Consider the following 22,364-nt stretch of genomic DNA (forward strand, 5'->3'; position numbering starts at 1 on the left):
CGAGTTCACTCAGGCTACAGGCGCCGGAGGAGGCTCATCAGGCAAGGTTGGCTCGCCCGGTTCCATGGGTGGTGTTTCACCGGGCTCCGGCGGTTGCGGGGTATCCGGGTCAGGCTGGTGGGGCACGCCGCCCGCCTGCATGGGCAGCGGGTGTGCCAGCAGTGACCATGGCAGCAACCCGACGTGATTGGGCTGCAGAACTGCCAGCTTGGCACTGATTGCGGGGTGGAGTTTCATTGGCTGCTCCTGACAAGGCCGCTGCGCATCATGCGCACCGGCGTTATCCAGTTGGAGTGCCAAAGGCGCGGGGAATTCCCCGCGCTCGTCGGCTCAGGTACGCGGCAGGGTGACGCCGCGCTGGCCCTGGTACTTGCCGCCACGGTCCTTGTACGACACTTCGCATTCTTCGTCGGACTGCAGGAACAGCATCTGGGCCACACCTTCGTTGGCGTAGATCTTCGCCGGCAGCGTGGTGGTGTTGGAGAACTCCAGTGTCACATGGCCTTCCCACTCGGGCTCGAGCGGGGTGACGTTGACGATGATGCCGCAACGGGCGTAGGTGCTCTTGCCCAGGCAGATGGTCAGCACATCACGCGGAATGCGGAAATACTCGACGGTGCGCGCCAGGGCGAAGGAGTTCGGCGGGATGATGCATACGTCGCTCTTGATGTCGACGAAACTGCCGGCATCGAAGTTCTTCGGGTCGACGGTGGCCGAATTGATGTTGGTGAACACCTTGAATTCGTCGGCGCAGCGCACGTCGTAGCCGTAGCTGGAGACGCCGAAGGAGATCACCCGGCTGTCCTGTTCGCCGCGCACCTGGCGCTCGACGAACGGTTCGATCATGCCGTGTTCCTGCGCCATGCGGCGAATCCACTTGTCCGATTTGATGCTCATGGCGGGGTGTCCTGAAGAGTTGCGAGGTGAAAATTCGAGACGCGCATCTTACCGGTCCCGGCGCCCAGGTTAAAGTTCCATGCCTCATCCCGCGCCGGGCGGGGGCTGCAGCCGCCGTCGATCCGAATTTGCGTAAAGCGTCTTCTGACCATTGGCAGGTTGCGGAAAGTGGGGTAAGGTGGCGCCACTGTGCTGCACGTGACACCGAGAATCTCTAGTTTGATGCACGATCCTGATCGGCCCATCGCTGAATTTTCTGCTCTCTTTGCGCTCAGTCCCGGCCAGGGTTTTTCCTGACCGTTATCAAATTGTCCAAGGAGACAGAAAAATGTCCAACCGTCAATCCGGTGTTGTTAAGTGGTTCAACGATGAGAAAGGCTACGGCTTCATCACCCCTCAGTCGGGCGACGACCTGTTCGTGCACTTCAAAGCCATCCAAGCTGACGGCTTCAAAACCCTGAAAGAAGGCCAGGCTGTTACTTTCGTCGCTACCCGCGGCCAGAAAGGCATGCAGGCTGAAGAAGTTCAGATCGCCTAAGTCGATCGAAGCTTCCTAGCTTTCAAAAAACCCGCCTTCCGGCGGGTTTTTTTATGCCTGGCCGAAAGACCGAGTCGCCTGCTTCGCGGGCTTGCCCGCTCCCACAGGTACAACACAAACTTCAAATGCTGTGCAGTCCCTGTGGGAGCGGGCAAGCCCGCGAAGAGAACGACGCGATCTGACAGGTCAATCTTCGCTGATGGTAATGCTAGGCATCGCCGGCGCAGCAGCTTCCTGCAGCACGATCCGCGCGCCCACCTGGCGGGCCAGTTCCTGATAGACCATGGCAATCTGGCTTTCCGGCTCGGCGATCGCCGTCGGCTTGCCACTATCGGCCTGCTCGCGGATCAGCATCGACAGCGGCAACGACGCCAGCAGGTCGACGCCATACTGGCTCGCCAGCTTCTCGCCACCGCCTTCGCCGAACAGGTGCTCGGCATGGCCGCAGTTCGAGCAGATGTGCACGGCCATGTTCTCCACCACGCCCAGCACCGGGATGTTGACCTTGCGGAACATCTCCACGCCCTTCTTGGCATCCAGCAAGGCCAGGTCCTGCGGGGTAGTGACGATCACCGAACCGGCAACCGGTACCTTCTGCGCCAGGGTCAGCTGGATGTCACCGGTGCCCGGCGGCATGTCGATCACCAGGTAATCCAGGTCGTCCCAGGCGGTCTGGGTCACCAACTGCAGCAGCGCGCCGGAAACCATCGGGCCACGCCATACCATCGGCGTGTTGTCGTCAGTCAGGAACGCCATGGACATGACTTCCACGCCATGGGCCTTGATCGGCACGAACCACTTCTGCTCGCGAATCTGCGGGCGGGTGCCTTCGGCGATGCCGAACATCACGCCCTGGCTGGGGCCATAGATATCGGCATCGAGAATACCCACCCGCGCACCCTCGCGGGCCAGCGCCAGGGCCAGGTTGGCCGCGGTGGTCGACTTGCCCACACCGCCCTTGCCCGAGGCCACGGCGATGATGTTCTTGACGTTGGCCATTGCCGGCACCTGGGCCTGGGCCTTGTGCGCGGCCACCACGCAGTCGATCGACACCTGGGCACTGCTGACGCCCTCGAGGTTGCCGATGGCGGTCTGCAACACCTGGGCCCAGCCGTTCTTGAACAGCCCTGCGGCATAACCCAGCTGCAACTGCACGCTGACCTGCCCGCCCTGGATATCGATGGCGCGCACGCAGCCGGCGCTGACCGGGTCCTGGTTCAGGTAGGGGTCGGTGTACTGGCGAAGCACGCCCTCGACGGCGGCACGGGTGACGGCACTCATGGAGACTCCCAATGGCAAACTGAATGTAAAACAGACGCCTATCCTAACCCGTCAATCGTCAGCAGATGCGCATGCGGGGTGAAATATCTTCGCCAGCCCTTTATAGTGGCCGATCAACCTCATTTTTACCCCGTCGCCAGATAAGTAGCCGAGCCACCATGTCCGAGCCACGTCAGATTCTCGTCACCAGCGCCTTGCCCTATGCCAACGGATCGATCCACCTTGGCCATATGCTCGAGTACATCCAGACAGACATGTGGGTCCGCTTCCAGAAGCTGCGCGGCAACCAGTGCATCTACGTCTGCGCCGACGACGCCCACGGTTCGGCCATCATGCTGCGCGCCGAGAAGGAAGGCATCACCCCGGAACAGCTGATCGCCAACGTCCAGGCCGAACACAGCAGCGACTTCGCCGACTTCCTGGTGGATTTCGACAATTTCCACTCCACCCACAGCGAAGAAAACCGCGAGCTGTCGAGCCTGATCTACGCGCGCCTGCGTGACGCCGGGCACATCGCCACCCGTTCGGTGACCCAGTACTTCGACCCGGAAAAGGGCATGTTCCTCGCCGACCGCTTCATCAAGGGCACCTGCCCCAAGTGCGCGGCCGAAGACCAGTACGGCGACAACTGCGAGAAATGCGGCGCCACCTACGCGCCCACCGAGCTGAAAAACCCCAAGTCGGCGATCTCCGGCGCCACCCCGGTACTGCGTGATTCCCAGCACTTCTTCTTCAAGCTGCCGGACTTCCAGGCCATGCTGCAGCAGTGGACCCGTAGCGGCACGCTGCAGGACGCGGTAGCCAACAAGCTGGCCGAATGGCTGGACTCGGGCCTGCAGGAATGGGACATCTCCCGCGACGCGCCGTACTTCGGCTTCGAGATCCCGGGCGAGCCAGGCAAGTACTTCTACGTGTGGCTGGATGCACCGATCGGCTACATGGCCAGCTTCAAGAACCTCTGCGCACGCCGCCCGGAGCTGGACTTCGACGCGTTCTGGAACGAGGGCTCCAAGGCCGAGCTGTACCACTTCATCGGCAAGGACATCGTCAACTTCCACGCCCTGTTCTGGCCAGCCATGCTCGAAGGCGCCGGCTTCCGCAAGCCGAGCGCGGTAAACGTGCACGGCTACCTGACCGTGAACGGCGCCAAGATGTCCAAGTCGCGCGGCACCTTCATCAAGGCCCGCACCTACCTCGACCACCTGCAGCCGGAATACCTGCGTTACTACTACGCGGCCAAGCTGGGCCGTGGTGTCGATGACCTGGACCTGAACCTGGAAGACTTCGTGCAGAAGGTCAACTCCGACCTGGTCGGCAAGGTGGTCAACATCGCCAGCCGCTGCGCCGGTTTCATTCACAAGGGCAACGAAGGCGTGATGGTGGCTGGCGATGCCGCACCGGAGCTGACCGAAGCCTTCCTGGCGGCCGCCCCGTCGATCGCCGACGCCTATGAAGGCCGCGACTTTGGCCGTGCCATGCGCGAAATCATGGCGCTGGCCGACCGCGCCAACGCCTGGATCGCCGACAAGGCCCCATGGTCGCTGGCCAAACAGGAAGGCAAGCAGGATGAAGTGCAGGCCATCTGCGCCCAAGGCATCAACCTGTTCCGCCAACTGGTGATTTTCCTCAAGCCGGTGCTGCCGGTGCTGGCTGCCGACGCCGAGGCCTTCCTCAACGTGGCACCGCTGACCTGGAACGACCACCAGTCGCGCCTGGAAAACCACCAGCTGAACCCGTTCAAGGCGCTGATGAGCCGTATCGAACCGGCCAAGGTCGAAGCCATGGTCGCCGCCAGCAAGGAAGACCTGCTGGCCGCCGAAGCCAAGGCCCCGGCCGGCAACGGCGAACTGGCCAAGGACCCGCTGTCGGCGGAAATCGAGTTCGACACCTTCGCAGCCGTCGACCTGCGCGTGGCACTGATCGTCAAAGCCGAGGCCGTGCCGGGTGCCGACAAGCTGCTGCAACTGACCCTGGACATCGGTGACGAGCGCCGCAACGTGTTCTCCGGCATCAAGTCGGCCTACCCCGACCCGTCCCAGCTGGAAGGCCGCCTGACCATGATGGTGGCCAACCTCAAGCCACGCAAGATGCGCTTTGGCGTATCCGAAGGCATGGTCATGGCGGCCGGGCCTGGCGGTGAAGAGATCTACCTGCTGAGCCCGGACAGCGGTGCCAAGCCGGGCCAGCGCATCAAGTAACAAAACCTGCTGGACCTTGTGGGAGCGGGCGTGCCCGCGAAACTGACTACGCGGTGCATGGCACCGGCGTTGCCGGTGTTCGCGGGCACGCCCGTTCCCACAATGACTCCGGCACCTTGATGCCAAACCCGGACAATCGCCCCGATTCCCGGCTATCGTCATCTCATGAGCGACTACATCCTGGTCCTGATCAGCGCTGCGCTGGTCAATCACCTGTGCCTGCAACAACAGCCATTCCCCAGGCTGCACCTCCACGTGCACGGCCTCGCCTGCGCACTGTGCATTGCCTTGGGCGTGACCGGCGCACAACTACTGGTGCGCGGGGTGCTTGCCCCGCTGCAGGCCCAGGACCTTGCCCTGTTCCTGTTGTTGCCCTGGCTGGCCGTGCTCGCCTGGGGCGTGCCATGGCTGCTGACAAGGTGGCGCCCGAGCTGGCCGGTGACGCAACTGCCCGCACTGCTGTTGAGCAACGCGGTAGTACTGGGGTTGACCCTGCAACAGGCAAGCGACGACAGCACATGGCTCGCTACCTTGCTGCAAGGCCTGCTGGCCGGCGGCGGCTTCTGGCTGGCGTTGGTGCTGTTCGCCGACCTGCGCCAGCGCAGCGCTCATGCCGACGTCCCGGGGGCAATGCGCGGCCTGCCCATCGAACTGCTTGGGGCCGGGGTAATGGCCATGGCGTTTTCCGGCTTCAACGGGCTTTTCGCCCAATGACCGCCAAGCCCGACCCGCGGCTACGCACCAGCATGGGCTTGGTGTTGCTGGCCTGCGTACCTGGCCTGTTGGCGCTGTTCTGGCTGCACGGCTGGAGTTTGCTACTGAACCTGTTGCTGTGCTCCAGCGCCGCGCTGCTGTGCGAGGCGCTGTTGCTTACCTTGCGAGCACAACCGCTGCGCACGGTGCTGAACGACGGCAGCGCGCTGGTGACCGCCGTGCTGCTGGCCGCCGCCCTGCCCACCCTGGCGCCCTGGTGGTTGCCTGTGGTCGCAGCCAGTGTTGCCATCGGCATCGGCAAACAGGCCTTTGGCGGGGTCGGGCGCAACCTGTTCAACCCGGCCATGGTCGGCTACGCCTTCGTGCTGCTGAGCTTCCCGTTGCAGATGAACCATTGGCCAGGGCCGGCACCAGGCCTGCTCGACAGCCTGCAGCTGGTGTTCGCCGGCGGCGAGCAGATCGATGCCTGGGCCCGGCCGACACTGCTCGACGGCCTGCGCCACAACCGCAGCCTGACCATCGATGAACTGTTCGCCAGCCACCCGGGCTTCGGCAGCATCGGTGGGCAGGGCAGCGAATGGGTCAACCTGGCGTTCCTGCTGGGCGGCCTGTTTTTGCTGCAACGCAAGGTGATCAGCTGGCATGCGCCGGTTGGCCTGCTGGCAGGGTTGTTCCTGTTCAGCCTGCTGGGCTGGAATGGATCGGGTTCGGACTCCAACGGCTCCCCCCTGCTGCACCTGTTCTCCGGCTCGACCATGATGGCGGCGTTCTTCATTGCCACCGAACCGGTATCCGGCCCCCGGCAGGAGTGGGCGAAGCTGGGGTTTGGCCTGGGGGCGGGCCTGCTGATCTACCTGATCCGCACCTGGGGCAGCTACCCGGACGGTACGGCGTTCGCCATCCTGCTGATGAACCTCATGGCGCCGAGCCTCGAACGCCTGGCTTTGCAGCGCCAGCAGGTTGCACGATGAAACGCCTGGTACGTGATGTGGGCCTGCTGCTACTGACCGGGGTACTGGCACTGTCGGCCACCCTGGCCTGGCGACACTGGACCAGCGCGGCCATCGCCGACGCCGAGAAGCAACTGAATAGCCGTCAGCGGCTGGCAGTGCTGTCAGAAGGCAGTTACGACAACCAGCCCTTGGACAGCCCGCTGCCCAGGCCCGCCGCACAGCGGCCAAACAGCCGTATCCTGGCAGCTTACCGGGCGACGCTGGCGGGCAAGCCGGCCGCCATCATCCTGGTCACCCAGGCCCAGGGCTATGCCGGGCCGATCGTGCTGAGCGTGGCCATCACCGCGGACGGCCGGCTGATCGGCAGCCAGGTAGTCGAGCAACAGGAAAGCCCCGGGCTGGGTGCACGCCTGGGTGATCCGCAACTGAACTGGCTTGGGCAATTTGCCAACCGCCAGTTGGGCGATCGCTGGGCGCTGAAGCGCGACCAGGGCGACTTTGACCAGTTGGCAGGCGCAACCGTGACCTCACGGGCGGTGATCGGCGCGCTGCAGGAAGCGCTGAGCTACTTCGATGAGCAGCGCAGCGTATTGCTGGAGGGCATGCATGAATAGGTTCTGCCTGCTCGGCGCAAGCCTCGTGCCCCTGCTGGGCGCCACCCGAACACTGAGCGAAGGCGCCACCATCGGCGTGTGTGCGGTGCTGATGAGCAGCCTTCACCAGCTGTTGCTGGCCCCCCTGCGCCAGCGGCTTGCCACCTGGACCTATGTGCTGGCCAGCCTGCTGCTGTTGGCGGCCCTGGCCAGTTGCCTGCAACTGGCGCTGCATGCCTGGCTGCTGCCAGTGGCACTTGCCCTCGGCCACTATCCCGCACTGCTGTGCCTGCAATGCCTGGCCACTGACCACCTGCTGCCCGATCAAGGGCGCTGGCGCCTGCTCGCCGGCCACCTTTGTGCGCTGCTTGCCACATGCCTGCTGCTCGGCGCCAGCCGCCAATGGTTGGCCGACGGTACCGGCCTGCACCTGGCCAGCCTGGCCCCGGGCGCCTTGCTACTGCTCGGACTGCTGTTGGCCTTGTACAATCGCCTGCGTCCGGGCCCCGCCCAACCACGTCGTCAAGGAAAGCTCTGATTTCATGAATGCCGCCAAACGCCTGGAGATCTTTCGCAGGCTGCACGAAGACAACCCCGACCCGAAAACCGAGCTGGCCTACACCACCCCGTTCGAACTGCTGGTCGCCGTGACACTGTCTGCGCAGTCCACCGATGTCGGCGTCAACAAGGCCACCGCACGCCTGTTCCCGGTCGCCAACACCCCCGAGACCATCTATGCGCTGGGCGTCGAAGGCCTGAGCGAGTACATCAAGACCATTGGCTTGTACAACAGCAAGGCCAAGAACGTCATCGAAGCCTGCCGACTGCTGATCGAACGCCATGGCAGCCAGGTACCGCAAACCCGCGAAGCCCTGGAGGCGCTGCCCGGCGTGGGCCGCAAGACCGCCAACGTAGTGCTCAACACGGCGTTCCGCCAGCCAACCATGGCGGTGGATACCCATATCTTCCGGGTCAGCAACCGCACGGGCATTGCGCCAGGCAAGACGGTGCTGGAGGTGGAGAAAAAGCTGATCAAGTTCGTGCCGAAGGATTACCTGCTCGACGCCCACCACTGGCTGATCCTGCACGGGCGCTATGTGTGCCAGGCACGCAAGCCGCGCTGCGGCAGTTGCCGGATCGAAGATTTGTGCGAGTACAAGCACAAGACCTCCGACGATTGAGTCGATAGCTGGAAACCACCTGCAGCGATTGAAAAAATCTTTTTTACCAGCGTCTGCTTTCTGGTTATAAGGACGGCCAATGGCCCCTTGGCTTGGAGCGACTCATGAGTAGCGATAAAGACGACCTGTCGATCGAAGATGATTTTGTTGCCGCGGATGACGAAGCGGAACCCCAGGTAGAAACCGCAAAGACCAACCTGAGCAAGCGCCGCACCATTGATAATATGCTGGAAGAAAGGCGTCTGCAGAAGCAGCTGGCCGACTTCGACTACGATCTGTAACCCTGGCAAAGCCTCCTGGCTGGAGGCTTTACGGCCTTGGCGGTCAGTTCAACCCTTGCCGCTGCGCCAGCTCGATGAGGTCGACCAGCGAGCGCGCATTGAGCTTGAGCAACAGGCGCGACTTATAGGTACTGACCGTCTTGTTGCTGAGGAACATGCTGTCGGCAATCTCTTTGTTGGAACGCCCTCGCGCCAGCTGTTGCAACACGGTCATCTCGCGCGCCGAGAGGCGGTTGACCATATCCGTCTCGCTTCCGCCCCTGCCACGTGACACATGCAAGGCCTGGTTGGGGAAGTAGCTGTAGCCCGACAGTACGGCCTTGATGGCGCTCAGCAGCTCGGTGAGTTCCTGCTGCTTGCACACATACCCCGCCGCCCCCGCCTGCATGCAGCGCATCGAGAAGTTGCCGGGGGCCTGCGATGTCAGCACCAGCACCTTGCTGCCCGGGCTGAAAGTTGTCATGCGACCGATCACCTCCAGGCCATCCAGCTTGGGGATACCGATATCGAGCACCACGATATCCGGCAGGTGTTGCCGTGTGAGTTGCAGCGCAGCCACCCCGTTGTCGGTTTCCGCCACGACGTCATACCCATGCCGCTCCATCAGCATGCGTACGGCCAGGCGTATGACCGGATGATCATCCACGATAAGCACTTTATTCATGCGATATCCATTCATTGCTTTTGCTTTGGCCCGCCAAGATAACCTACAGAACGCTTACTGGCGCGGTGATTTACCGGCGAAATATATGAACAGATAGAACCTACAACACTTACAGAAATTTCCTACACTCAACTGATGCACTTGTAACAATCAAATTCTCTGTTACCGAATGAACGGTATCACCGGCCGATAAAAGTGCACCAGTTGAAAGCCGGCCGACACCTCAGGAAATATTCAGCTCAAATGCGCTGAACAAACACCGTCATCAGGATTTCGAGCGATTATTCTCACCCGGGAAACAATCCAGTCTTTAGTTGAGCATCGCCGTAAGGCAAAGATGTGCAAAATCGCTGGAGACGACCCATATGCACCAAGTACAGCCTGTCGCCCCGCTGACGATCATTGCTATCTTCGCTGGGATTATCGAAGCCTCCGCCCTTGCCACATTGCCGTTTCTCAGCGAGTCCAGCCAAAAGCTCTATACCTGGTTCCTGGTGGGCTTCCCATTCTTCCTGACGGCACTGTTCTTCCTCACGCTCAACTTCAATTACAAGTCGTTCTACGACCCTTCATCAAACAGGACGGCAAATGACAACCCGTCGACACAGAGCGATGTGGCCAAACATGCAATGCCCGGTAATACCAGCGAAGCGCTGCAGGGTGAGCCTGTCACATTCATGTTTTCCGGCCCAGATGCCTATCGCATGATGGAGCAGCAATTGTTGTCCGCCCTTGCCCAACCGCCTCAGCAAGCGCGCACGTGGCGCTTTTGCAACCTGGATAGACGCCAGTGCGCACAACTATCGATCAGCTCGCTTGATGGACAGCAGGCGAGCGACGGCCATTGATATCACAGACAAAAAAAACCCCGGCCTGGGCCGGGGTTCTTGCTGCACATGCCAGCGATCAGAGCAGCGAACGGCCCTTGTTGGCAGCAATGCGCATACGCAGGGCGTTGAGCTTGATGAAGCCCGCTGCGTCCGCCTGGTTGTAGGCGCCGCCATCTTCCTCGAAGGTAGCGATGTTGGCATCGAACAGCGAGTCGTCCGACTTGCGGCCGACAACGGTGACGTTGCCCTTGTACAGCTTCAGGCGTACCACGCCGTTCACGTTGACCTGCGAAGCGTCGATCATCTGCTGCAGCATCAGACGCTCCGGGCTCCACCAGTAGCCGGTGTAGATCAGGCTGGCGTACTTCGGCATCAGCTCATCCTTCAGGTGAGCGACTTCGCGGTCCAGGGTGATCGACTCGATGGCACGGTGGGCCTTGAGCATGATGGTGCCGCCTGGGGTCTCGTAGCAGCCACGCGACTTCATGCCGACGTAACGGTTCTCGACGATGTCCAGACGGCCGATGCCATTGGCACCACCGATACGGTTCAGGTCGGCCAGGACGGTGGCCGGGGTCTTCTCGACACCGTCGATGGCAACGATGTCACCGTTGCGGTAGGTCAGCTCGATGTAGGTAGCCTGGTCTGGGGCGTTCTCGGGCGAGACGCTCCAGCGCCACATGTCTTCTTCGTGCTCGGTCCAGGTATCTTCCAGGACACCGCCTTCGTAGGAGATGTGCAGCAGGTTGGCGTCCATCGAGTACGGCGACTTCTTCTTGCCGTGGCGCTCGATCGGGATGCCGTGCTTCTCGGCGTAGTCCATCAGCTTCTCGCGGGACAGCAGGTCCCACTCACGCCATGGGGCGATTACCTTGACGCCTGGCTTCAAGGCGTAGGCACCCAGTTCGAAACGCACCTGGTCGTTGCCTTTGCCGGTGGCGCCGTGGGAAATGGCGTCGGCGCCGGTTTCGTTGGCGATTTCGATCAGGCGCTTGGCGATCAGCGGACGGGCGATGGAAGTACCCAGCAGGTACTCGCCCTCGTAGACGGTGTTGGCGCGGAACATCGGGAACACGAAATCACGCACGAATTCTTCGCGCAGGTCGTCGATGTAGATCTCTTTAACGCCCATTGCCTGGGCCTTGGCACGAGCCGGCTCGACCTCTTCGCCCTGACCCAGGTCAGCGGTGAAGGTCACCACTTCGCAGTTGTAGGTATCCTGCAGCCACTTGAGAATCACCGAAGTATCAAGGCCGCCGGAATACGCCAGTACGACCTTTTTTACGTCCGCCATGCCATCACTCCACGGGGTTGTACGGAAAGGGATCGATTCTAACGACGTTACGGATAAATTTACAGTGGGGCGACAGCTTCTGACGACAAAGCGACAGGAAGTTTCGGAAGGGCGACGGGAGAATAGTATCAGGGCCCCAAGGTGCATGCCTTGACCTGTTCAGCGCCTATGAGATCGAGCGCCGCCCGCGCGGCGCATCGCCGGCAAGCCGGCTCCCACATCTGTTTCGGGCCAGTTACTCCTGCCTCCTGCGCACTCGCACCCTGGGTGCATGGCTGGAGATTGCAGAAGAGCAGCAGCGCTACCTTCGATATCGTGTCGTACAAACAAGGGGGCGCGCGCGCCAGGCACAGAAGAGACTGGCCCGAAACAGATGTGGGAGCCGGCTTGCCGGCGATGCGCCGCGCGGGCGGCGCTCGGTCTCACAGGCGCCAAAAATGTTGTGGCGGACACCTGTAGGCCCTAATGCAATCCCCTGCCATGTACCCGGCAACCAACCCGATCTCAGGGCGCCTTCGCCCCCGGCGCGGCAGCAGCCGGACTGGCTGGCGCTGGCGTCGGAGCAGCAGGCACCGCCTGCTCAACCGGCTTCTCCACCGGTTTTTCAACCACCGTCACCCGATCCAGTTCAATATTCACCCGACGATTACGCGCCCGGTTGGCAGCATTGGTGTTCTTCGCCAATGGGTAACGCTCGCCATGGAAACGCACGGTAATCTGCTCTTCCGGAACGCCATGGGCCTTGAGGTAGTCGGCCACCGCCAGTGCCCGGCGGCGCGACATGTCGCGATTGGTCAGGCGGTTGCCACTGTTGTCGGAGTGGCCGTTGAGCTCGACATGGTTCACCGTCGGGTCAGCCTTCATGTAGTCGAGGATCACATCCAGCCGCGCCTTGGCCGTACCATCCAGCTCGAAGCCGCCCCCGGGGAAGCCCACCTGGGTCTGGCGCACCTGGTCGTAATTCATCGGCAGCAGCTTGCCGGCACAAGCCTGATAGTCGCTGTAGGCCTTGGCGAAGCTGACCGGTAGTACACGCACTTCCATCGGCCTGCCCGCCTCGCCGGCGTAATTGCGTACCACCGTGCTGCGCCCATCGAGCAGGCCGTTGATCAGGCGGCTGGCCTGGCCCTGGGACGAACTGAACAGCACCCCGGTGCGGGCCATGCGCACGCTGCCCAGGTTGATGTCGCTGCGCCCGGGTTGCCACGGCGCAGCGGCTGCCAGCAAGGTCGCCGTGCCCGCACCCAGTACATTGCTGTCCGAACGCAGCTGGAACACCGGCTGCTCGCCCGCGCGGCGCACGAACTCGCCGCTGCCGAAGCCGTCGATCGGCTGGATCAGCCGGCACTCGAACTGGTCACCCTCGACCTTCCAGGCGATGTTCTCCATGCGCGTCTGGAAGGTCAGCGCGCCGGCCGGCAGGCTGGCGAACAGGGTCAACAGGGCTAGGTAACGCTGGCGCACGGGCGGCTCCACAAATTCTGACGGCTTACCTGCAGGCTATCGGACGCCTGCCGGAAAACTTGATAGCCGTGCTCCACCCAGGGTTTTCCGGTAGCATTGGGGCTTGAGTTCGACCCGCCTGGAATCCCCAATGTCCGATCGCCTGACCCTCCTGCGTCCCGACGACTGGCACATCCATCTGCGCGATGGTGCCGTCCTGCCCCACACCGTTGGCGACGTGGCGCGTACTTTCGCCCGTGCCATCATCATGCCCAACCTGGTTCCGCCGGTACGCAATGCCGTCGAGGCCGGCGCCTACCGTGAGCGCATCCTGGCCGCCCGCCCGGCTGGCAGCCGCTTCGAGCCGCTGATGGTGCTGTACCTCACCGACCGCACCAGCCCCGAGGACATCCGCGCGGCCAAGGCCAGCGGTTTCGTGTACGCCGCCAAGCTGTACCCTGCCGGCGCCACCACCAACTCCGACTCGGGCGTGACCAGCATCGACAACATCTTCCCGGCCATCGAGGCGCTGGCGGAAGTTGGCATGCCGCTACTGGTGCATGGCGAAGTGACCCGCAGCGAGATCGACGTGTTCGACCGCGAGAAGCGCTTCATCGACGAGCACATGCGCCGTGTGGTCGAGCGCTTCCCGACGCTGAAGGTGGTGTTCGAGCACATCACCACCAGCGATGCCGCGCAGTTCGTCACCGAGGCCCCGGCCAACGTCGGCGCGACCATCACCGCGCAGCACCTGCTGTACAACCGCAACCACATGCTGGTTGGCGGCATTCGCCCGCACTTCTACTGCCTGCCGATCCTCAAGCGCAACACCCACCAGGTGGCGCTGCTGGACGCGGCCACCAGCGGCAACCCGAAGTTCTTCCTGGGTACCGACTCGGCCCCGCACGCCCGTCATGCCAAGGAAGCCGCCTGCGGTTGTGCCGGTTGCTACACCGCCTACGCGGCAATCGAGATGTACGCCGAAGCATTCGAGCAGCGTAACGCGCTGGACAAGCTGGAAGGCTTCGCCAGCCTGCACGGCCCGGCGTTCTACGGCCTGCCGGCGAACACCGACACCATTACCCTGGTCCGCGAAGAATGGACCGCCCCGGACAGCCTGCCGTTTGGCGAGCAGACCGTGGTCCCGCTGCGCGCCGGCGAAAAACTGCGCTGGCGCCTGCTGGAGGAAAACGCGTGAGCGAAGACCTCTACGAAGACGACCTGGACACCCAAGGCAGCAGCGGCTCGCGCCACCCGATGGCCGAGCGCTTCCGCGGCTATCTGCCGGTAGTAGTGGATGTTGAAACCGGCGGCTTCAACAGCGCTACCGATGCCCTGCTGGAAATTGCCGCTGTCACCATCGGCATGGACGAAAAGGGCTTTCTGTTCCCCGAGCACACCTACTTCCACCGGGTGGAGCCATTCGAGGGCGCCAACATCGAGGCGGCCGCGCTGGAGTTCACCGGGATCAAGCTGGACCACCCGCTGCGCATGGCGGTCAGCGAGGAAAGTGCGCTGACCGACATCTTCCGCGGCGTACGCAAGGCGCTCAAGGCCAATGGCTGCAAGCGGGCGATCCTGGTCGGCCACAACAGCAGCTTCGACCTGGGCTTCCTCAATGCAGCGGTAACGCGCAATGACCTGAAGCGCAACCCGTTCCACCCGTTCTCCAGCTTCGACACCGCTACCCTGGCGGGCCTGGCTTACGGCCAGACCGTACTGGCGCGGGCCTGCCAGAGCGCCGACATCGACTTCGACGGGCGTGAGGCGCACTCGGCGCGTTATGACACCGAGAAGACGGCCGAGCTGTTCTGCGGCATCGTCAACCGCTGGAAAGAGATGGGCGGCTGGCGCGATTTCAACGATTGAGTTGAAAGAGCATTCGCGGGCATGCCCGCTCCCACAGGTACTGCAGTGGCCTCAGCCATTGTGCGATTTCTGTGGGAGCGGGCAAGCCCGCGAAGAGGCCGGCACAGGACGGCACAAAAAAACCGGCCACAAGGGCCGGTTTTTTCATGCGCTTGGCAATTACAGCTTGCCAGCGTTCTCGCTCAGGTAGGCAGCAACGCCTTCCGGCGAAGCGTTCATGCCTTTGTCGCCTTTTTTCCAGTTGGCAGGGCAAACTTCGCCGTGCTCTTCGTGGAATTGCAGGGCATCGACCAGACGCAGCAGCTCGTCCATGTTGCGGCCCAGTGGCAGGTCGTTGACGATCTGCGAACGGACAACACCGTTGGTGTCGATCAGGAAGGCACCACGGAAGGCCACGCCGCCTTCGGACTCGACGTCGTAGGCCTTGCAGACTTCGTGGGTCATGTCGGCAGCCAGGGTGTATTTGACCTGGCCGATACCGCCGTTGTTGACCGGGGTGTTACGCCAGGCGTTGTGGGTGAAGTGCGAGTCGATCGACACGCCGATCACTTCCACGTTGCGCGCCTGGAAGTCAGGGATGCGGTTGTCCAGGGCGATCAGCTCGGACGGGCAGACGAAGGTGAAGTCCAGCGGGTAGAAGAACACCAGGCCGTACTTGCCCTTGATGGCCGAAGCCAGGTTGAAGCTGTCGACGATCTCGCCATTGCCCAGCACGGCCGGAACGGTGAAATCGGGGGCTTTCTTACCAACGAGTACGCTCATTGTAATCTCCTGATGAGGGTGAAAAACCGTTTGCCGGGCCAGACGGGCTTGCCCGACATCCAACAAAGGCCGACCATCATACACGGCTTCTGGTGACAGGCCGACTCCAACGACGAAGCAACCGCCGGTCGCTCAAGCACGGCCCTTTCAGAAACTCCTTTGACAAGCATTCTCATTAACATTAAGCTCCACCCCATCGAGCCCACCAACGATGGTCAGCCTTTATGTATGTGTGTCTTTGTGTCGGCGTTACCGACGGACAGATCCGCGATGCGATCTATGAAGGATGCTGCAGCTACAAGGAAGTGCGAGCCGCGACCAATGTCGCCAGCCAGTGTGGCAAATGTGCCTGCGTGGCCAAGCAGGTGGTCCGCGAGACCCTGACCGAGCTCCAAGTCAGCCAGGCAGCCCTGCCCTACCCCGTGGAATTTACCGCGGCCTGAAAACCCAGAATTCGAAGAACCGGACCTTGCGTCCGGTTTTTTTATGCCCGCAATTCAATAAGTTAGCGCTCCAACGCGGTTCACAAACATTCTTATTTCCATTAATTTTCACTTATTATTCAAGAACTTAGGTTTGACACTCCTAAGTATCGGGCTCAAACTTCACTGTATTGGCACACTTCTACAGGGCAGGAACCCGAAATGAAAGGCGACGTAAGCGTCATCCAGCATCTCAACAAGATCCTCGGAAACGAGCTGGTCGCGATCAACCAGTACTTCCTGCACGCACGCATGTACGAAGATTGGGGCCTGAACAAACTCGGCAAGCACGAGTACAAGGAATCCATCGACGAGATGAAGCACGCTGACAAACTGATCAAGCGTATTCTCTTCCTCGAAGGCATCCCCAACGTCCAGGACCTGGGCAAGCTGCTGATTGGCGAGCACACCAAGGAAATGCTCGAGTGCGACCTGAAGATCGAACAGAAAGGCCTGGTCGACCTGAAAGCAGCCATCGCCCATTGTGAAACCGCTGGCGACTTCGGCTCGCGTGACATGCTCGAAGACATCCTCGAGTCCGAGGAAGAACACATCGATTGGCTGGAAACCCAACTGGGGCTGATCGACAAGATTGGTATCGAAAACTACCTGCAGTCGCAGATGGGCGAAGAATAAATATTCGCCCCATGAAAAAACCCGCGATCAGCGGGTTTTTTCATGCTTGCCGGAAATTCAGGCCTCGGAAGCCTTGGCCTTGGCAGCCGCTTCCTTGATCAGGGTCTGCAGCTCACCCTTTTCGAACATTTCCAGCATGATGTCGCTGCCGCCGACCAGCTCACCGGCTACCCACAGTTGCGGGAAGGTCGGCCAGTTGGCGTACTTTGGCAGGTTCGCACGGATTTCCGGGTTCTGCAGGATGTCGACGTAGGCGAACTTCTCGCCACAACCCATCACGGCCTGCGATGCACGCGCAGAGAAGCCACACTGCGGGGCATTCGGCGAGCCTTTCATGTAAAGCAGAATGGTGTTGTTGGCAATCTGCTCTTTGATCGTTTCGATGATATCCATGTAGCACCTCGGCTGAACTTTCCGACGCGGTCGTCGGCACGGTGACGCATTGTATCGGAAAGCCGAGCAGCATGCTCGGCCTTACCGTTCCTTACGCGGCCTCTACCTGCACGGGTACGCCATTGAGGGCGGCATTGCCGGAAACCTGATCACGCAGGCGCTCATCGGTGAGGTCGTTGGCGCTCACGCCAGGTTGCGCCTGGGCGGTCTGCATGTGCACGCCCCGACGAGAGTGACCGAAGCCATGGGGCAGGCTCACCACGCCCGGCATCATGTCCTCGCAGGCCTGCACCTCGACTTCAAGCTCCCCGGTACGCGAGCGGACACGAACCCGCTGGCCGTCCTGCAGCTGCCGCTGCTGCAGGTCCTGCGGGTGCATCAACAACTGATGTCGCGGTTTGCCTTTCACCAGCCGATGAAAATTGTGCATCCACGAATTGTTGCTGCGTACATGGCGACGGCCGATCAGCAGCAGTTCGCCCGGCGTCGGAGGGGCTTGTTGTGCCAACCGCCCCAGGTCGTCCAGCAGCACCTGGGGCGCCGCTTCGACAGCCTTGCTGGCAGTCGTCAGGCGCGCTGCCAGGTTGGCGCGCAATGGCCCCAGGTCGAGGCCATGCGGGTGCTCGTCCAGCGCTGCCAGCGACAACTGCCAGGGTGTCGCTTCACCATAGCGCCCCTTGCGCAGGGCCAGGTCGATCATCTGCGCTGGCGCCCAGGTCGGCTTCAACTCCAGCTCGGCGCGTTTGGCGAACGCTTGTGCCAGCCCGACGAAAATCTCCCAGTCATGCAATGCTCCTTCGGGCTTGGCCAGGATCGCCCGGTTGAAGCGGGTCACGTTGCGCACGGCCAGCAAGTTGAACGTGGAGTCGTAATGGTCGTTTTCCAGCGCCGAGGTGGAGGGCAGGATCAGGTCGGCATGGCGGGTGGTTTCGTTGATGTACAGGTCGATGCTGAGCATGAACTCCAGCCCTTCCAGCGCCACATCCAGCTGGCGGCCGTTGGGCGTGGACAGTACGGGGTTGCCAGCCACCGTCACCAGCGCGCGCACCTGCCCTTCGCCGGGTGTGAGCATTTCCTCGGCCAAGGCCGCCACGGGCAGTTCGCCGCCGTACTCGGGCAAGCCCGACACCCGGCTCTGCCAGGCGTTGAAATGGCCACCCGAGGTGGTCGCCACCAGGTCGACGGCAGGCTCGGTGCACAACGCGCCGCCTTCACGGTCAAGGTTGCCGGTCACCAGGTTGATCAGTTGCACCAGCCAGTGGCAAAGGGTGCCGTAGGCTTGGGTCGAAACCCCCATGCGGCCGTAGCACACCGCCTTGTCGGCCGCGGCGAAGTCCCGTGCCAGCTGGCGGATGTCTGTCGCGGCAATGCCACAGTGCGCACTCATGGCCTCCGCGCTGAACGGCGCGATCGCTTCGCGCACCTGCTGCAGACCCGCGACCGGCAAGTGCGAGCCGCGCGCCAGGCCTTCAGCGAACAGGGTGTTGAGCAAGCCGCACAACAAGGCCGCATCCCCTCCAGGGCGAATGAACAGGTGATTGTCGGCCATCGCCGCCGTTTCGCTGCGCCGCGGGTCCACCACCACCAGTCGCCCACCCCGGGCCTGCAGCGCTTTCAGGCGCTTTTCCACGTCCGGCACGGTCATGATGCTGCCGTTGGATGCCAGCGGGTTGCCGCCGAGGATCAGCATGAAACCGGTCTGGTCGATGTCCGGAATCGGCAGCAGCAGGCCATGGCCGTACATCAGGTGGCTGACCAGGTGCTGCGGCAACTGGTCCACCGAGGTGGCAGAGAAGCGGTTGCGGGTTTTCAGCAGGCCCAGGAAGTAGTTGCTGTGGGTCATCAGGCCGTAGTTGTGCACGCTCGGGTTGCCTTGGTACACCGCCACGGCATTGCGCCCATGGGCCTGCTGGATCGCCCACAGCCTGTCGGCGGCCAGGGCAAAGGCCTCGTCCCAGCCGATGGCCTGCCAGTGCTCGCCCACCCGCTTGTGCGGTTGGCGCAGGCGGTCGGGGTCATTCTGGATGTCCTGCAGGGCCACGGCCTTTGGGCAGACATGGCCGCGGCTGAACGGGTCCTGGGGGTCGCCCTTGATCGAACTGATCAGCGCCCGCCCGTCGTCGTCATGGCTGACTTCGATGTTCAGCCCACAGATCGCTTCGCACAGGTGACAGGCACGGTGATGCAGGGTCTTGGTCATGGCCGCCTCTGCCTTGTTGTCGTGGAGGATGTGTAGAGGGTTGTCGAACATCGACTATGCGCCCAGCCCCCGCCGCCGACCAGCGCGCTTCGCGGCGTGAATCCACCGACATCAGGCACACGATTTGCGACAGCCATTTGCCAAATTGCCGGCAAGCCGTGTACAACCCTCTGTAGCAAATAAAAAACAGCACTGTCCGTCGGGTAAAGACACCCTTTGCAACACCCTTTGGTACTGGGCAGCTGTTTCCCCTCTTGGCTTCAGGCGACATTTACTTATAGTATTGCGCCTTTCCCTATTTCGTCCGCCCCCGTGCGGCTTACGCCGCAGGTCACTCCCGTTGTCAAAAAAAACCATACGGTCGACCTGCATACCGTTGCAGATAAGGTAGTCAATCATGAGCGCTAGGCACTTTCTCTCCCTGCTGGACTTCACCACCGACGAATTGCTCGGGGTGATCCGCCGCGGCATCGAGCTGAAGGACCTGCGCAAGCGAGGCGTGCTGTTCGAGCCGCTGAAGAACCGCGTGCTGGGCATGATCTTCGAGAAGTCCTCAACCCGTACCCGCGTGTCGTTCGAGGCCGGCATGATCCAGCTCGGCGGCCAGGCCATCTTCCTGTCCCCGCGCGACACCCAGCTGGGCCGTGGCGAGCCGATCGGCGACAGTGCCATCGTGCTGTCGAGCATGCTCGACGTGGTGATGATCCGTACACACGCCCACAGCACCCTGACCGAATTCGCCGCCAACTCGCGTGTGCCGGTGATCAACGCGCTGTCCGACGAGTCGCACCCGTGCCAGCTGCTGGCCGACATGCAGACCTTCCTCGAACATCGCGGCTCGATCCAGGGCAAGACCGTGGCCTGGATCGGCGATGGCTTCAACATGTGCAACTCGTACATCGAGGCAGCCAGGCAGTTCGACTTCCAGCTGCGCATCGCCTGCCCGGAAGGCTACGAGCCGGACCCACGCTTCATGGCCATTGGTGGCGACCACGTGCAGATCGTGCGTGACCCGAAGGAAGCCGTGCGCGGCGCCCATCTGGTGACCACGGATGTCTGGACTTCCATGGGCCAGGAGGAGGAAACTGCACGGCGCCTGGCGCATTTCGCGCCTTACCAGGTCACCCGCGAACTGCTCGACCTGGCGGCACCCGACGCCCTGTTCATGCACTGCCTGCCAGCCCACCGTGGTGAGGAAATCAGCCATGACCTGCTCGACGACCCACGTTCGGTCGCCTGGGACCAGGCTGAAAACCGCCTGCATGCACAGAAGGCCCTTCTCGAATTCCTTGTAGAACCGGCTTACCACCACGCATGAGTCAACCCCTACTGCTCAACCTGCGCAACCTGGCCTGCGGCTATGGCGACCAGCGCATCGTCCAGAACCTCAATCTGCACCTGAACGCAGGCGACATCGGTTGCCTGCTGGGTTCATCCGGTTGCGGCAAGACCACCACCCTGCGCGCCATCGCCGGTTTCGAACCCGTGCACGACGGCGAGATCCAGCTGGCTGGCGAGGTCATTTCCCGGGCTGGCTTCACCCTGGCCCCGGAAAAACGCCGCATCGGCATGGTGTTTCAGGATTACGCGCTGTTCCCGCACCTGACCGTGGCACAGAACATTGCCTTCGGCATCGCCAAGCACCCGCGCCAGGCCGAGGTCATCGAAGAGATGCTCGAGCTGGTCAAGCTGGGCGGCCTGGGCGGGCGCTACCCGCATGAACTGTCCGGCGGCCAACAGCAACGGGTCGCCCTGGCCCGTGCGCTGGCACCGGAGCCGCAACTGCTGCTGCTCGACGAGCCATTCTCCAACCTCGACGTGGAGCTGCGCCGGCGCCTGAGCCATGAGGTTCGCGACATTCTCAAGAGCCGCGGCACCAGCGCCATCCTGGTGACCCATGACCAGGAAGAGGCCTTTGCCGTCAGCGACCAGGTTGGCGTGTTCAAGGAAGGCCGCCTGGAGCAGTGGGACACGCCCTACAACCTTTACCACGAGCCGCAGACTCCGTTCGTGGCCAGCTTCATTGGCCAGGGATATTTCATCCGTGGGCAGATGATCAGCCACGAAGCGGTCAATACCGAGCTGGGTGAACTGCGCGGCAACCGTGCCTACATCATGGCGCCGGGCAGCTCTGTGGATGTGCTGCTGCGCCCTGACGATATCGTCCACGCACCGGGCAGCGCGCTGCAGGCGAACATCGTCGGCAAGAGCTTCCTTGGGGCATCGACCCTGTACCGCCTGCAGTTGCCGACCGGCAGCCAGCTGGAGGCGATCTTCCCTAGCCATAACGACCATCAGGTCGGTGAGGATGTGGGGATTGCGGTCAAGGCCGATCACCTGGTGCTGTTCCCGGTTCCGGGCAGCGTTGCGGCGCAGTTGCCGCGGCAGGAGAACGGCGTTCGCCGATACAGTTCGGCGACCTGATTCGACATTCTGGGGCCGCTCTGCGGCCCTTTCGCCGGCAAGCCAGCTCCCACAGAATCACCACATGCCCTGAAGGCAACGCTGTACCTGTGGGAGCTGGCTTGCCGGCGATGGGCTGCAAAGCAGCCCCCAAGATTCTCAGCCTCTACCAATCCCGGCAAACTTGCCCTGGGTGTACTCAGCCAGCACCACGGCCGCCAATTCCACTTCCAAGCCACGCCGCCCGGCGCTGACATGGATGGTTGCAAAGTTCTGCGCCGAGTCATCGATGAAGGTGCGCAGGCGCTTCTTCTGCCCCAGCGGGCTGATCCCGCCCACCAGGTACCCCGTGGCCCGTTGCGCAACCGCCGGGTCGGCCATCTCGCACTTTTTCACCCCGGCAGCATGGGCCAGGGCCTTGAGGTCGAGCGTACCCACCACAGGCACCACCGCCACCAGCAATTCACCCTTCTCACTGCTCGCCAGCAAGGTCTTGAACACCTGCTGTGGGTCGAGACCGAGCTTTTCCGCCGCCTCCAGGCCATATGACGCCGATTTGGGGTCATGTTCGTAACTGTGCACACGATGCTCGGCACGGTGTTTCTTCAACAGGTCTAGGGCGGGGGTCATGCGGGGGCTCCGGTCGGGGACAGCTCGGCGGCTACTTTAGGACAATTCCCACACCGCAGCCAGCGAACCGCAACTGCGCGCCTCTAGTACGCGGATCCGCACCTGAAACCAGCATCCAGATC

25 protein-coding genes are annotated in these 22,364 nt (G+C 62.4%); 15 read left to right on the plus strand and 10 right to left on the minus strand.

The genetic code is table 11. From position 1 onward, the window contains the following. Positions 1–9 precede the first annotated feature (9 nt). Positions 10–237 (minus strand): hypothetical protein, encoded by a 228-nt coding sequence (locus CAG34_RS12160; RefSeq protein ID WP_046614742.1) that lies wholly within the window; start codon positions 235–237, stop codon positions 10–12. A 93-nt stretch (positions 238–330) separates the two neighbouring features. Next, complete coding sequence (dcd, locus tag CAG34_RS12165) at positions 331–897, minus strand: dCTP deaminase (protein WP_003258001.1); 567 nt, start codon at positions 895–897, stop codon at positions 331–333. 328 nt (positions 898–1,225) lie between these two features. Between dcd and CAG34_RS12170 the strand changes: the two genes are divergently transcribed. Continuing rightward, positions 1,226–1,435, plus strand: coding sequence for a cold-shock protein (locus CAG34_RS12170; protein WP_003254922.1), 210 nt, complete (start codon positions 1,226–1,228; stop codon positions 1,433–1,435). 186 nt (positions 1,436–1,621) lie between these two features. Here the strand turns inward: CAG34_RS12170 and apbC are convergent, their stop codons facing one another. Then, positions 1,622–2,716 (minus strand): iron-sulfur cluster carrier protein ApbC, encoded by a 1,095-nt coding sequence (gene apbC, locus CAG34_RS12175; protein ID WP_016713757.1) that lies wholly within the window; start codon positions 2,714–2,716, stop codon positions 1,622–1,624. A gap of 158 nt (positions 2,717–2,874) precedes the next feature. Between apbC and metG the strand changes: the two genes are divergently transcribed. The 7 genes from metG to CAG34_RS28990 all read left to right on the plus strand — a co-directional run bounded on the left by metG (position 2,875) and on the right by CAG34_RS28990 (position 8,636). Further along, on the plus strand, positions 2,875–4,914 hold the full coding sequence (gene metG / locus CAG34_RS12180; RefSeq protein WP_085590215.1) for a methionine--tRNA ligase: 2,040 nt from the start codon (positions 2,875–2,877) through the stop codon (positions 4,912–4,914). A 165-nt stretch (positions 4,915–5,079) separates the two neighbouring features. Next, positions 5,080–5,628 (plus strand): Rnf-Nqr domain containing protein, encoded by a 549-nt coding sequence (locus tag CAG34_RS12185; protein ID WP_085590217.1) that lies wholly within the window; start codon positions 5,080–5,082, stop codon positions 5,626–5,628. After that, complete coding sequence (locus tag CAG34_RS12190; protein ID WP_085590219.1) at positions 5,625–6,599, plus strand: RnfABCDGE type electron transport complex subunit D; 975 nt, start codon at positions 5,625–5,627, stop codon at positions 6,597–6,599. Before CAG34_RS12185 ends, CAG34_RS12190 begins: the two co-directional genes overlap by 4 nt. Next, on the plus strand, positions 6,596–7,195 hold the full coding sequence (locus CAG34_RS12195; RefSeq protein WP_085590221.1) for an RnfABCDGE type electron transport complex subunit G: 600 nt from the start codon (positions 6,596–6,598) through the stop codon (positions 7,193–7,195). The genes CAG34_RS12190 and CAG34_RS12195 overlap by 4 nt, the downstream gene beginning before the upstream one ends. Continuing rightward, on the plus strand, positions 7,188–7,712 hold the full coding sequence (locus CAG34_RS12200; RefSeq protein ID WP_085590223.1) for an NADH:quinone oxidoreductase: 525 nt from the start codon (positions 7,188–7,190) through the stop codon (positions 7,710–7,712). Before CAG34_RS12195 ends, CAG34_RS12200 begins: the two co-directional genes overlap by 8 nt. Before the next feature lie 4 nt (positions 7,713–7,716). Beyond that, positions 7,717–8,355: an endonuclease III gene (nth, locus tag CAG34_RS12205; protein ID WP_085590225.1), complete on the plus strand. Its 639-nt coding sequence runs from the start codon at positions 7,717–7,719 to the stop codon at positions 8,353–8,355. A 104-nt stretch (positions 8,356–8,459) separates the two neighbouring features. After that, complete coding sequence (locus CAG34_RS28990) at positions 8,460–8,636, plus strand: PA3496 family putative envelope integrity protein (RefSeq protein ID WP_003258006.1); 177 nt, start codon at positions 8,460–8,462, stop codon at positions 8,634–8,636. 43 nt (positions 8,637–8,679) lie between these two features. Here CAG34_RS28990 and CAG34_RS12210 read toward each other — a convergent pair whose 3' ends face one another. Next, positions 8,680–9,300 (minus strand): response regulator transcription factor, encoded by a 621-nt coding sequence (locus CAG34_RS12210; RefSeq protein WP_023660944.1) that lies wholly within the window; start codon positions 9,298–9,300, stop codon positions 8,680–8,682. 365 nt (positions 9,301–9,665) lie between these two features. Here CAG34_RS12210 and CAG34_RS12215 point away from each other — a divergent pair, with 365 nt between their 5' ends. Next, positions 9,666–10,148 (plus strand): hypothetical protein, encoded by a 483-nt coding sequence (locus tag CAG34_RS12215; RefSeq protein WP_085590228.1) that lies wholly within the window; start codon positions 9,666–9,668, stop codon positions 10,146–10,148. Between the two features lie 58 nt (positions 10,149–10,206). On the opposite strand, the gene CAG34_RS12220 is transcribed toward CAG34_RS12215, so the two are convergent. Together CAG34_RS12220 and CAG34_RS12225 are read right to left on the minus strand one after the other, a co-directional pair. Next, a complete protein-coding gene (locus tag CAG34_RS12220) occupies positions 10,207–11,424 on the minus strand; it encodes an argininosuccinate synthase (RefSeq protein WP_013973956.1) in 1,218 nt (405 codons plus the stop codon). 504 nt (positions 11,425–11,928) lie between these two features. Beyond that, positions 11,929–12,888 (minus strand): OmpA family protein, encoded by a 960-nt coding sequence (locus tag CAG34_RS12225; protein ID WP_085590230.1) that lies wholly within the window; start codon positions 12,886–12,888, stop codon positions 11,929–11,931. Between the two features lie 130 nt (positions 12,889–13,018). On the opposite strand from CAG34_RS12225, the gene pyrC reads away from it, so the two are divergent. Beyond that, entirely contained in the window at positions 13,019–14,065 is a 1,047-nt protein-coding gene (gene pyrC, locus CAG34_RS12230; RefSeq protein WP_015271562.1) for a dihydroorotase, read from the plus strand. Positions 14,066–14,124: 59 nt separating this feature from the next. Continuing rightward, the gene (gene rnt / locus CAG34_RS12235) at positions 14,125–14,736 is read left to right on the plus strand and encodes a ribonuclease T (RefSeq protein WP_230388460.1); all 612 of its coding nucleotides are present in this window, start codon (positions 14,125–14,127) and stop codon (positions 14,734–14,736) included. 159 nt (positions 14,737–14,895) lie between these two features. Here the strand turns inward: rnt and CAG34_RS12240 are convergent, their stop codons facing one another. Beyond that, the gene (locus CAG34_RS12240) at positions 14,896–15,498 is read right to left on the minus strand and encodes a peroxiredoxin (RefSeq protein ID WP_085590232.1); all 603 of its coding nucleotides are present in this window, start codon (positions 15,496–15,498) and stop codon (positions 14,896–14,898) included. A gap of 224 nt (positions 15,499–15,722) precedes the next feature. Here CAG34_RS12240 and CAG34_RS12250 point away from each other — a divergent pair, with 224 nt between their 5' ends. Together CAG34_RS12250 and bfr are read left to right on the plus strand one after the other, a co-directional pair. After that, positions 15,723–15,941: a bacterioferritin-associated ferredoxin gene (locus tag CAG34_RS12250; RefSeq protein WP_003254947.1), complete on the plus strand. Its 219-nt coding sequence runs from the start codon at positions 15,723–15,725 to the stop codon at positions 15,939–15,941. Positions 15,942–16,142: 201 nt separating this feature from the next. Beyond that, complete coding sequence (gene bfr, locus CAG34_RS12255; protein ID WP_003258014.1) at positions 16,143–16,616, plus strand: bacterioferritin; 474 nt, start codon at positions 16,143–16,145, stop codon at positions 16,614–16,616. A gap of 57 nt (positions 16,617–16,673) precedes the next feature. On the opposite strand, the gene grxD is transcribed toward bfr, so the two are convergent. After that, positions 16,674–17,009, minus strand: coding sequence for a Grx4 family monothiol glutaredoxin (grxD, locus tag CAG34_RS12260; RefSeq protein ID WP_003254949.1), 336 nt, complete (start codon positions 17,007–17,009; stop codon positions 16,674–16,676). A gap of 91 nt (positions 17,010–17,100) precedes the next feature. Further along, positions 17,101–19,209 (minus strand): molybdopterin-dependent oxidoreductase, encoded by a 2,109-nt coding sequence (locus CAG34_RS12265; RefSeq protein WP_085590234.1) that lies wholly within the window; start codon positions 19,207–19,209, stop codon positions 17,101–17,103. 397 nt (positions 19,210–19,606) lie between these two features. On the opposite strand from CAG34_RS12265, the gene argF reads away from it, so the two are divergent. After that, complete coding sequence (argF, locus tag CAG34_RS12270) at positions 19,607–20,527, plus strand: ornithine carbamoyltransferase (protein WP_013973960.1); 921 nt, start codon at positions 19,607–19,609, stop codon at positions 20,525–20,527. Continuing rightward, positions 20,524–21,633 (plus strand): ABC transporter ATP-binding protein, encoded by a 1,110-nt coding sequence (locus CAG34_RS12275; protein ID WP_025340392.1) that lies wholly within the window; start codon positions 20,524–20,526, stop codon positions 21,631–21,633. The genes argF and CAG34_RS12275 overlap by 4 nt, the downstream gene beginning before the upstream one ends. Before the next feature lie 138 nt (positions 21,634–21,771). Here CAG34_RS12275 and ybaK read toward each other — a convergent pair whose 3' ends face one another. Beyond that, the gene (ybaK, locus tag CAG34_RS12280; RefSeq protein ID WP_085590236.1) at positions 21,772–22,242 is read right to left on the minus strand and encodes a Cys-tRNA(Pro) deacylase; all 471 of its coding nucleotides are present in this window, start codon (positions 22,240–22,242) and stop codon (positions 21,772–21,774) included. Positions 22,243–22,364: the final 122 nt, after the last annotated feature.

The sequence above is a fragment of the Pseudomonas sp. B14(2017) genome (assembly GCF_002113255.1).
In the GTDB taxonomy this organism is placed as follows: Bacteria; Pseudomonadota; Gammaproteobacteria; order Pseudomonadales; family Pseudomonadaceae; genus Aquipseudomonas; species Aquipseudomonas putida_Z.